Raw genomic sequence first — 10,246 nt, 5'->3', positions numbered from 1 at the left:
GGGCGGCAACGCCCGCCACGGCCGGCGCCGGTCCCGGTGCCACACGGCGACGGCGCCAGGCCCAGGCCAGGGTGAGCAGCCACAGCAGCGCGAAGCCTGCCGCCGCCGCGATCCAGCCCCACGGCTGGCCGCGCAATGCGGGCACCACCACCGCATCGGACGGGGCGGCGGGGTTTGCCCCCGGCAGGGCGGCGGTCGTATCCAGCGCCACCGGCGGCGGGGTGCTGCCGGGTACACCGGCGGCAACGGCCAGGGTCAGATCGGGCAGCGTGGCCATGCGTGCCTGCCCGGCCTTCACGTCCCACCAGGCCAGACGGGGGCCGGGCACCACCAGCGTGCCGGCCTGGCGCGGCACGATGGAGTAGCGCCGGGTCAGGGTCAGCCGCGGCGTGCCGCCGTTGAAGGTCTCGTCGTACTGTGGCGGCTCGGGGAACACCTGCGCGCCCGAGCCCACATCCAGCGACGGCAGCTCCGGGAACTGCGCGTGGGTGGCGCCGTCGGCGACCGCCTCGACCACCACCGTGGCCGCTTCGCCGGCACGGGCACGGGTCGGCGCGGCGGTGTAACGCAACCGCAGGTCGTGCAGCGGCAGCCAGGGCTGTGGCGCCGCGTCCGGCTGGGGGCGCACCTGCAGGGTGCGGTCGGGCGCGCTCGCCCGCAGCCGTCCATCGCCGCCGAACATGTCGTCGAAGAAGCCGCCGGCGCTGCGGCCATTGAAGCGCGCCCCGGCGAGCAGCAGTGGGCCGCTGCGTTCGGGGATCAGCAGGTAACGCCGCTCCACCAGGTTGTAGCGGCGCCCGTTGATCTCGCGCACCAGGCTGCGGTCCTCGCCTACCCGCTGCAGGGAGGCTCCCTCGGGGGTATCGAGCCCGAGCTCGCCCGACAGCAGTTGCGAGGCGTAGTACAGGCGGACCACCACGCCGACGCTCTGCTGCACGTAAGGGTTGGCGTCGTCCACCTCGGTCTCGACGAAGGCGGTGGCATTGCCGGGTGCGGTGGCGGTGGCCGGTGCACTGGCCGACACGGTCATGCGCAGCGCCGCAGTGCGTGCCGCGCCCACCTGCAGCGCGGGCACGGTCAGCTCGCCGCTGCGCTTGGGGCTGAGCGTGACGGCATAGCGCGAACGCGCGCTCATCGCGCCCTGGCTCCACTGCACCTGGCGGCTGCTGGTCTGCCCGCTGAGCTCGAAATCGGCCTGCAACGGCGCGAAGTCCGGCGTGCCGGCATCGGTTTCGATGGTGAGCGTGGCCGTGTCGGTGTCGCTGATCGCATCGCGATCCAGCCACGCGCGGGTCTGCGCATTGGCCAACCCGCTGATGCCAAGCAACAGCCAGACGCAGGCGCGCCACCCATGTCGCGTGGAGAGTGCTGCGTTCATTGTCCTTCCCGTTTCCTGCGCTCGTTTTCCAGCTGGAACTTCCTGCGCAGCAGGCTGCCCGGATCATCCGGCACCCGCCGCATCCACGCCTCCACCGCCTGGCGCTGCTCGCGTTCCTGGGCGGTTTCGGCTTTTTCGGCGCGCTGCGCGGGCGATTTGCCGGCCTCGGTCTGCTGCCGTTGCAGCGCCTCGCGCATGCGCTCGCGCTGGGCAGCATCGGCACGCGCCTGCTCGGCCGCATCGGGCTTGGCCTCGTCAGGCGTCTGTTGCGGCGGCGTCTGCCCTTGCTGCTGGCCCTGCTGGCCCTGCTGCGAAGGATCTGGCGATTGCTGCTGTGACGGTTGTTGTTGCTGCTGTTGCGGCTGTTGTTGCTGCTGCTGTTGTTGCTGCTGCTGTTGTTGTTGCTGGCCCTTGCCCGGCGGCGGCTTGCGCTTGCGCGCGGCGTCCACGGCGGCACGGTTGGCCACGGCATCAGGCATGCCCGGGCGCAGCTTCAGGGCTTGGTCATAGGCGGCGATGGCGGCGTCGTACTGGCCCTGGCGCGCCAGCGCGTTGCCCAGGTTGTAGCGTCCCTCGGCGTCGTTGACGTTGTCGAACTGGCGTTGCGCGGCCTGGAAATCGCCGCGGCGGTACGCGTCCACGCCGCTGGACTGGGTGGCCTGGTCGCGCTGGTCCTGGCGCTGCCACCAGGACCGTTCCGCCGCCTGCGCCGGCCCCGGTGTGGCCAGCGGCAGCACCACGCAGAGCACGACCAAGGCCGCGGCACCGCGCCGCCGGAAGGCCCACAACGACAGCAGCATCAGCGGCGGCAGCAGCCAGAAGCCCTCGTCACGCCAGGCCATGGCCTGGCCCTGCCGGCTCTCGCCGGTACCGCTGCGCGGGGTCAGCACGCCCAGCGCCTGCAGGTCCGCGTCGTCGTCGGCGATGCGCGCGTAGCGGCCGCCACCGGCGTCGGCCAGTGCGCGCAGGCTGCCCGGGTCCAGCTGCGCGCGGGCAATCTGACCGTCACTGGTGCGGTACGCGGCCCCCAGCGGACTACCCAGACCAAGCACGGAAACCTGCATGTTCTGCGCGGCAGCCGCTGCCGCAGCGGCACGCGCGGCGTCATCGGTCTGGTCGGTGATGAGCAGGATATCGCCGGCCTTGGCACCGGACTGCTGCAGCAACAGCACGGCGGCCTCGATCGCCCGGTCGGCGCGTTGGCCATCGCGCGGCATCACGTCCGGGGCAAGCGCGTCCAGATACAGCGCCACATTGGCGCGGTCCGGGGTCAGCGGCGCCACGGTGAAGGCATCGTCGGCGTAGACCAGCAACGCCACTTCGCCGCCGGCACGCTCGCGCAGCAGGGTGGCCAGTTTGGCCCGCGCCTGCAGCAGCCGCGAGGGCGGCAGGTCGGTGGCGGTCACCCGCGAAGAAAGGTCGAGCACCACCACCAGCGGCGCCGGGGCCTGCCACAGTGGTTGGGCGAGCTGGCGCCAACCGGGCCCGGCCAACGCCAGCACGGCGAGCGTCCAGCCGCCCAGCAGCAGGAGCAGCCCGCCCCAGCCACGCCTGCTTCCCGCCACCAGCAGGTGCGGCAGCAGATGCGCGTCCACGTTCTGCCGCCAGACACTGCCGCGCCGTCGCCGCCACGCCCACAGCAGGCCGATGAGCGGCAACGCGAGCAGCCCCCACAGGGCTTCGGGACGCGCGAGGTGCAGGCTGGCCAGGGACAGGTTCATGCCCACCGCCTCGGCAGCAGCCACGCCAGCCCGCCGAGCAGCATCGCCAACGCCAGCGGCCAGCCGTAGCGTTCGATCCGGGGGCGGACGGCGGCGCCAGCAGCGGCGACCGGCTCCAGGCGTTCGAGTTCGGCGTAGATGCCGGCCAGCTCGGCGGTATCGCGTGCGCGGAACGCGCGCCCGCCGGTGAGGTCGGCAATCCGGCGCAGGGTCGCCTCATCCACCGGATCATCGCCGGCGGCGATCTGCATGCCGAACATCCGGTAGCTGCCGTCGCCACCGAACGCCACGGTGTACACGCGCACGCCTTCGGCCTTGGCCAGTTCGGCCGCGCGCAGGGGCTGCAGCACGCCGGCGTTGCTGACCCCGTCGGTCAGCAGGATCAGGACGCGCTGGCCCTCGGGCTGCTCGCGCAGGCGCTTGACCGCCAGCGCAATGGCGTCGCCGATGGCGGTATCGGTGCCGGCCAGGCCCACTTCGCTATCGGTGAGCTGGTTGCGCACGGTGGTCAGGTCAGCCGTGATCGGGGTCAGCGTGTAGGCACGCTCGCCGAAGATCAGCAGACCGACCCGATCGCCGGCGCGCCGGTCCAGGAAGTCGGCCAGCACCGCCTTGGCGGCGGACAGGCGCTGCACGACCTGGTTGCCCAGCATCATGTCGGTCTCGCGCATGCTGCCGGACACATCGACGGCGAGCATCATCTGCCGGCCCTGCTGCGGCGGCGTTATCGGTTCGCCCAGCTGCTGCGGGCGTGCCAGCGCGACGCACAGGCTGGCCCAGGCCAACCACAGCAGCAGCTGGCCGACGCGCAGGGCGTTGCCCGCCCCCACGGTGCCGAGCGAGGCCAGCGCATCGGCGGCATACGGTACCCGCAGCGCCGGCGCCGCCCCCGCACGCGCAGGCAACACGTACATCAGCAGCGGCAGCGGCAGGGCCAGCAACGCCCATGGCCATGCAAAGGCGTCGAGCCAGGACAACCACGCCGGCACGCTCATGGCGATCATCGTGTGCGCCCGAGGGTGAGGTCCACGAACCGCTCGCGGGCGAGCGGTCGCAGCCGGTGTACCGCGTCGGCGTCCAGTTCGCGGCGGTAGCCACCGTCGAGCAGCAGCCGCCCGTCACCCTCGGAGAAGGCGCGGCTGCCCGGCGCATCCAGGAACGTCAGCCAGGCCTGGCCCTGCAGCAGTTCGGCACCGGGCTGGCGGCGACGCGCAGCGCGACGCAGCAATTCGGCGATCGCGGCCACTTCGTCGACCGGCGTGGCCGCGGCGGTCAATCCGGCATCGAAGACGGCATACCAGCGACGGCGCTGACGGCGTCGGTGTGCGCGCCACGCCCATGCGACCAGCACGCACAACGCCAACACGCCCAGCACCGCCCACCACCCCGGCGGCAGCGGCCACCACGACGGCGTCGCCGGCAGGTGCACATCGCGCAGCGGCAGCGAGGTAGCGGCGCTCATGCGACCACGGCCGAGGGCACCGGCCCCAGCCAGCCATCGCTGGCGTCGTCGCTGCTCACCACATGCACCTGGATGCGCCGCGCGCCGAGGGTCTGTTGCAGTGCCTCCAGCGGCGCGACGAAGCGCTCATGCCAGTGGCCGCGCACGGACGCGCTGTCCAGGTCCAGCACCACCCGCCGCCCCTGCGACAGGAACGGCAGCTGCGCATCAGGCGGGGCCAGCTCAAGCGGATCGGTCAACAGCATCAGCTGCACTTCATGGTGGAGCGCCAGCGCCGCCCAACGTGCGGGATCGATGGCGATCGCCCGCGCCGGGTCGGCCAGTACCACCACGCGGGCACCGGGCCGCAGCAGGCGCGCGGCCTGCTGCAGGGCCTGGTCCAGGCCGGCGTCGTCGGGCGGCGGCGCGGCGTACCAACGGGTCAAGGCGTCCAGCACGCGCAATACCCCGCGCGTGCCCCCCGCCGGGCTGAGCGGGGCTTCGCTGCGGCTTCCGCGCAGCGCGGCCAGACGGTCGCCCTGGCGCTGCGCAAGCCATGCGGCCACCGCGCCCACACGTGCGGCCTGGACGGATTTGAAGCGGACCCGGGTGCCGAAATACAGCACCGGGTCGGTATCGGCGACCAACAGCGTGAGCCGCTCGCGTTCGGCCTGGAACAGCTTGGTATGCGCCCGGCCGGTGCGTGCGGTCACCCGCCAGTCGATATGCCGCGCATCGTCACCGGCCACGTACTCGCGCGACTCGGCGTATTCCATGCCGCGCCCGCGCATGGGCGACGGCGCATGCCCGGCATGCGCCATGCGACCGCGCCGCGCCGGTGCCAGCCGGTGCGCGCTGCGCCGCAGGGCGACCAGTTCGGCCAGGCTCGGCTGCAGGCCGTTGCCGTCCAGCACCGCAGCGCCGTTGTCATCCGCGAACGCCATCGCCGACTCAGGGCACCGGCACGCGGGTCAGCAACTCGGCAACCAGGCGCTCGCCATCCCAGCCTTCGGCGGTGGCCTCATAGCTGGGCAGCACGCGGTGGCGGAGCACGTCCAGGGCCACGCTGCGCACGTCGTCGGGGGTGACGAAGTCGCGGCCGGCCAGCCAGGCACGCGCCCGCGCGCAGCGCTCCAGCGCGATCGAGCCGCGCGGGCTGGCGCCCCAGGCGATGCGCCGTGCCAGCGCCGGGTCGTAGCGGGCCGGGTCGCGGGTAGCCAGCACCAGCTCGATCAGGTAACGCTCCAGTGCCGGCGCCATGTGCAGCGAAAGCACTGCGCGGCGTGCGGCGAACACGTCCTCCAGCGGCATGCGCGGCGGCGGCGGCGGTGCGCTGCCCAGCGCATCGCGGGCGCGCTCGCGGGCCAGCCGCAGGATTTCCGCCTCGGCGTCCGAATCCGGGTAGCCAATGCGCACGTGCATCAGGAACCTATCCAGCTGCGCCTCCGGCAGCGGGAAGGTGCCTTCCTGCTCGATCGGGTTCTGGGTGGCCATGACCAGGAACAGCGGCGGCAGCGCATAGGTGTGCCGCCCAACGGTGACCTGGCGCTCGCCCATGGCCTCCAGCAGGGCCGACTGCACCTTGGCCGGTGCGCGGTTGATCTCGTCGGCCAGCAGAATGGGATGGAAGATGGGACCGGGCACGAACTCGAAGCGGCCTTCCTGCGGCCGCCAGATCTCGGTGCCGGTCAGGTCGGCCGGCAACAGGTCGGGGGTGAACTGGACACGGGAGAAATCCGCTTCCAGGCGAGCCGCCAGGGCGCGGATGGCCGTGGTCTTGGCCAGGCCGGGCGCGCCCTCGACCAGCAGATGGCCGTCGGCCAGCAGCGCGGTGAGCAGGCGCTCGACCAGCGCGCCCTGCCCCACGATCTCGGCAGACAGGCCGTCGCGCAGGGCGCGGAAGCCGTCATGCAGGCGGTCGTGTTCGGCAGAGGGGGGGGAAGAAGGAGGGGCGTCGAGTCCGGGCATGGGGGGTGGCAGGTTCATGGCGTCCATCTGACCCACGCAACAGGCGTAAGGTTCCGCGCACATGATGGCAGGCGCGGCCACGCAGCGGGATCAAGATTGCCTGAACGCGACGACCGCTACCGGCTGGGGCGCTGCGTCGCCATCGCCATCGAAGATCGCGCTGCAGTAGGGGCCCGCCATCACGAAGCGTCGGCAAACCGCCGGCCGCTCGTCATAGATGCCGCAGCACATGCGGGTCCGGTCCAGCGCCACGCACCAGCCGTCTTCCCCCTTCGCCATCGCCCGCTGGCCACCGGCGATGTGGGTAATCAGGTGCGGCGGGAGGTCTTCGGACGCGCCGAGCACGGCGGTCAGCCGGCAGCATTGCGCGGAGCACCGGGAGCAGTTGGCCACGGTCATGGAGTTCGATACCTGTGGAACTGACATGGCGGCCAGCATAGGCCTGCGTCCCCCAGCGCGCGGTGAACCGCAGGACAAAAAAAATCCAGTGCCACTGGGTGGCACCGGATCCTTGTGGACCCACGGTTCGCTGAGGCAGCGACTTAGTTGGTCTTGGCCACGCGCAGCACCTTCGGGGTCACGAACACCAGCAGTTCGGCCTTGTCCTTGTTGCGGCTGCGCTTCTTGAACAGATTGCCGAGGAACGGCACGTCGCCCAGGAACGGCACCTTGTTCACGCTGTTGCGGTCGGTGAACTCGTACACGCCACCGATGACGACAGCCCCCGACCCAAGCAAGAGACAGCCATGTGGCCAACGACGAAACCTGAATTAGGGCACGCCAGCTTGCGCCAATGCGTCATTCACTGCGGCCGTGATCGAGCTTCCATATCCACTATACGACTTGCTGTTGCAGGTCAGCCGAGCGCGGAAGATGACTCCATTAAGTTCAGCGGGCTCGAATCTACACGTGCGTCCAGTTGTCGCGCTGGACGGGAGCATGCGGATCACAGCAGCATTTGCATCATCAATACTAGATCCCAGTCCAGCGACCGACCAGCTACCTCCTCCTGATTTTCCGCAGCTGTACGTATATCGGAATCCATGCAGCTCGGGGTAATAGGCGCCCTGCGTCGGCGCACTACAGAAGGCGCCTGTCGCCGCCATTTCCGTAGCAACCGCTAGGGCGTTGTTCGCCGCGATCGTTGGGGAACTCCCGACAGCCGTGATCGGACGTCCGCCGCACGAAAAGTTGGCGTAAACGCCAGTCCCGTAGCTTCCGGAAGAAATGCTGCTAGTACTTGCGTAGCAATTGAGGCCAGCTTCCCTGACGGCCAGGAAGCCCGACAAATTCTGCAAAGCTTCCTCATGTGAAACACCGATGCCATATACCTGGGCACCATTGCACGACCTCATGGCCAACGTTGCAGAGAGACTGGTCATAGATGTGAACTGGGCAGCTCCGCAGCTAATGGCCGCTGGACCGATCTTGGCAGACAAGGGGGCGGCGGCGGCGCCATTGCTAACGAAAAACGCACAAGCAACAGCGACTGCGACCAGAGGTGACTTCAACATATGAATCTCCCGATTAGGCTATCAAGAGATGCTATCTATCGTCAGCGTCGGCCTCATTAGGACTTAACCCTGCCTTTGGGTAGGGAAACCACCCGCCATGGCCAAACTGCGGGACAGGTCACCACACATGGCCAGCTAGGCACGAGGAGCCCCAACGAATACTTTGGACAAAAAAAATCCGGTGCCACTGGGTGGCACCGGATCCTTGTGGACCCACGGTTCGCTGAAGCGGCGACTTAGTTGGTCTTGGCCACGCGCAGCACCTTCGGGGTCACGAACACCAGTAGTTCGGCCTTGTCCTTGTTGCGGCTGCGCTTCTTGAACAGATTGCCGAGGAACGGCACGTCGCCCAGGAACGGCACCTTGTTCACGCTGTTGCGGTCGGTGAACTCGTACACGCCACCGATGACGACGGTCTGGCCATCGTCCACCAGCACGGCGGTGTTCACTTCGCGACGGTTGATCGTCGGCACCTGACCGTAACCTTCCAGGAAGATGTAGCTCTCGACTTCATCCTTCTTGACCGACATGTTCAGGAACACGCGATTGTCGTTGGTGATGGTCGGGGTGACCTTGAGCTCCAGCAGCACTTCCTTGAACTGGACGTTCGGCGTGGCGGCCTGGCCACCGGTACCGCCGGTGATGGTCACGTAGCCAATTTCCTTACCCTGCTTGATCACCGCCTCACGCTGGTTGGTGGTGACCACGCGCGGGTTGGAGATGACTTCGCCGCGCGCTTCCTGCTGCATGGCCGACAGTTCGACGTCCAGCAGGTAGCCCGCATTGAGGATGGACAGCGCCAGCGAGCCCGGGTTGCTGGCTGCGGCGACCGGCAGATTCCAGTTCAGGTTCGGGGTGTTGAAGATCTTTCCTGGCGGCACCGGAACCGGGCCGGTGTTGCCGTTGGCGGCCCGCTCGGCCAGCGCTTCCTGGTACTCACGCTGCGCATCGCTATTGTCGGTGATGTTCTTGTGGTTCTGATCGGTGTTGCCACCGAACCACACATTGTTGCGACTGCCCGAGATGCCGAACTTGGCACCCAGCTCACGCGCGAACGTATCGGTTGCGATGACGATGCGGCTTTCGATCAGCACCTGGTCGACCGGACGATCGATCACGTTGATCAGCTCGCGCATGCGCGCGATCTTCTTCGGGATGTCGCTGATCATCAGCGTATTGGTGCGCTCGTCGGCCACGATGCGACCGCGCGAGGACAGGAAACCGCTGTCTTCCTGCGACGAACCGCCGCCGCCGCCACCGCCACTGCCACCACCACTGTTGCCACCGATGCCCTTGGCCTCGGTCAGCGCTTTGAAGATCGCCGTCGCGTTGTGGTAGTTGATCTGGATGTAGTCGGTGACCAGGTCTTCGCGGTTCTCGATCGCGATGCGGGCGTCTTCCTTGTCCTGCTCGAACTTGGCCAGCTCCGGCTGCGGAGCCACCCAGATCACGCCGCCTTCGCGGCGCTTGTCCAGGCCCTTGGCGCGCAGCACGATGTCCAGACCCTGATCCCATGGCACGTTGACCAGGCGCAGGGTCACATTGCCCTGGACGCTGTCGGACGCCACGATGTTCAGGTTGGATTCTTCGGCGATCAACTGCAGCACGGTGCGCACCGGCACGTCCTGGAAGTTGAAGGTCACCGGCTTGCCGCTGTAACCGCGCTGGGCCACCGCTGCGGCGGCCTGGGTCACGGTCGCCGCGTTCATCGCACCGCTGGCCGGCGCGTTCTTGCGCGGGGTGATCTCCACCACGTACTCGTTGCCGGTCTGGTAGGCCAGCGAGTCGAACGCGGTGTTGGTGTTCAGCACCAGCTGGGTACCGCCGCCGTAGGGCTTGGGATCGATGCGCTGTACCGGCGTGGCGAAGTCGGTCACGTTGATCGACTTCTGCAGGTTCTCGGGCAGGGTCGCGTTGCCAACGTCGATCACGACGCTGTTGCCCTGGTTGCGCAGGTCCGGATTGGCCCCCTTGCCGTCGAACTGCAGGATCAGCCGGCCGGCGCCGTCGTCACCACGCTTGAAATCGATCTTGGACACCGCCAGCGAAGCCGGTGCGGCCGCTGGCGCAGCGCCGGCTGCCGGGGTCGTGGCTGCCGCCGCCGGCGTTGCCGCCATCAGCGTGCCATTGGCCACCATGAGCGCGACTCCCAGCGCGCACAGGTGGATCAGCTTCGGGCGCCGGGCGGGACGCTGCAGCATGGCGTTGAAAAAGGTCATCGTGC

Annotated in this window: 8 protein-coding genes and 1 pseudogene; all 9 read right to left on the bottom strand. The window is 69.0% G+C overall.

What is annotated here, in order from left to right; translation table 11 throughout:
- On the bottom strand, positions 1-1,378 hold a 1,378-nt coding region (locus tag ACOZHM_RS11575), incomplete at its 3' end, for a BatD family protein (RefSeq protein ID WP_421569392.1).
- Positions 1,375-3,099, bottom strand: coding sequence for a VWA domain-containing protein (locus tag ACOZHM_RS11570; RefSeq protein ID WP_421569391.1), 1,725 nt, complete (start codon positions 3,097-3,099; stop codon positions 1,375-1,377). The genes ACOZHM_RS11575 and ACOZHM_RS11570, both read right to left, overlap by 4 nt.
- Positions 3,096-4,094 (bottom strand): vWA domain-containing protein, encoded by a 999-nt coding sequence (locus ACOZHM_RS11565; protein ID WP_421569404.1) that lies wholly within the window; start codon positions 4,092-4,094, stop codon positions 3,096-3,098. Before ACOZHM_RS11565 ends, ACOZHM_RS11570 begins: the two co-directional genes overlap by 4 nt.
- A 5-nt stretch (positions 4,095-4,099) precedes the next feature.
- Entirely contained in the window at positions 4,100-4,561 is a 462-nt protein-coding gene (locus tag ACOZHM_RS11560; RefSeq protein ID WP_421569390.1) for a DUF4381 domain-containing protein, read from the bottom strand.
- Positions 4,558-5,484, bottom strand: coding sequence for a DUF58 domain-containing protein (locus ACOZHM_RS11555; protein ID WP_421569389.1), 927 nt, complete (start codon positions 5,482-5,484; stop codon positions 4,558-4,560). Before ACOZHM_RS11555 ends, ACOZHM_RS11560 begins: the two co-directional genes overlap by 4 nt.
- Positions 5,485-5,491: 7 nt before the next feature.
- Positions 5,492-6,526 carry an AAA family ATPase gene (locus ACOZHM_RS11550; protein WP_421569388.1) on the bottom strand — a complete coding sequence of 345 codons (1,035 nt, stop codon included), beginning with the start codon at positions 6,524-6,526 and terminating at the stop codon, positions 5,492-5,494.
- Between the two features lie 72 nt (positions 6,527-6,598).
- On the bottom strand, positions 6,599-6,907 hold the full coding sequence (locus ACOZHM_RS11545) for a YkgJ family cysteine cluster protein (protein WP_421569387.1): 309 nt from the start codon (positions 6,905-6,907) through the stop codon (positions 6,599-6,601).
- Positions 6,908-7,050: 143 nt separating this feature from the next.
- A pseudogene (locus tag ACOZHM_RS11540) lies at positions 7,051-7,233 on the bottom strand (hypothetical protein); the annotation flags it as partial.
- Positions 7,234-8,258: 1,025 nt separating this feature from the next.
- Positions 8,259-10,241 carry a type IV pilus secretin PilQ gene (locus ACOZHM_RS11535; protein ID WP_421569386.1) on the bottom strand — a complete coding sequence of 661 codons (1,983 nt, stop codon included), beginning with the start codon at positions 10,239-10,241 and terminating at the stop codon, positions 8,259-8,261.
- Positions 10,242-10,246 lie beyond the last annotated feature (5 nt).

This window comes from Stenotrophomonas sp. PD6 (assembly GCF_049199305.1).
GTDB lineage: Bacteria > Pseudomonadota > Gammaproteobacteria > Xanthomonadales > Xanthomonadaceae > Stenotrophomonas.
This window is presented reverse-complemented; position numbering and strand designations above follow the sequence as displayed.

Coding starts and splice junctions, on each gene's coding strand:
- ACOZHM_RS11560 (WP_421569390.1), bottom strand. CDS start 4,561: ATGAGCGCCGCTACCTCGCTGCCGCTGCGCGATGTGCACCTGCCGGCG.
- ACOZHM_RS11550 (WP_421569388.1), bottom strand. CDS start 6,526: ATGAACCTGCCACCCCCCATGCCCGGACTCGACGCCCCTCCTTCTTCC.
- ACOZHM_RS11565 (WP_421569404.1), bottom strand. CDS start 4,094: ATGAGCGTGCCGGCGTGGTTGTCCTGGCTCGACGCCTTTGCATGGCCA.
- ACOZHM_RS11555 (WP_421569389.1), bottom strand. CDS start 5,484: ATGGCGTTCGCGGATGACAACGGCGCTGCGGTGCTGGACGGCAACGGC.
- ACOZHM_RS11535 (WP_421569386.1), bottom strand. CDS start 10,241: ATGACCTTTTTCAACGCCATGCTGCAGCGTCCCGCCCGGCGCCCGAAG.
- ACOZHM_RS11545 (WP_421569387.1), bottom strand. CDS start 6,907: ATGACCGTGGCCAACTGCTCCCGGTGCTCCGCGCAATGCTGCCGGCTG.
- ACOZHM_RS11570 (WP_421569391.1), bottom strand. CDS start 3,099: ATGAACCTGTCCCTGGCCAGCCTGCACCTCGCGCGTCCCGAAGCCCTG.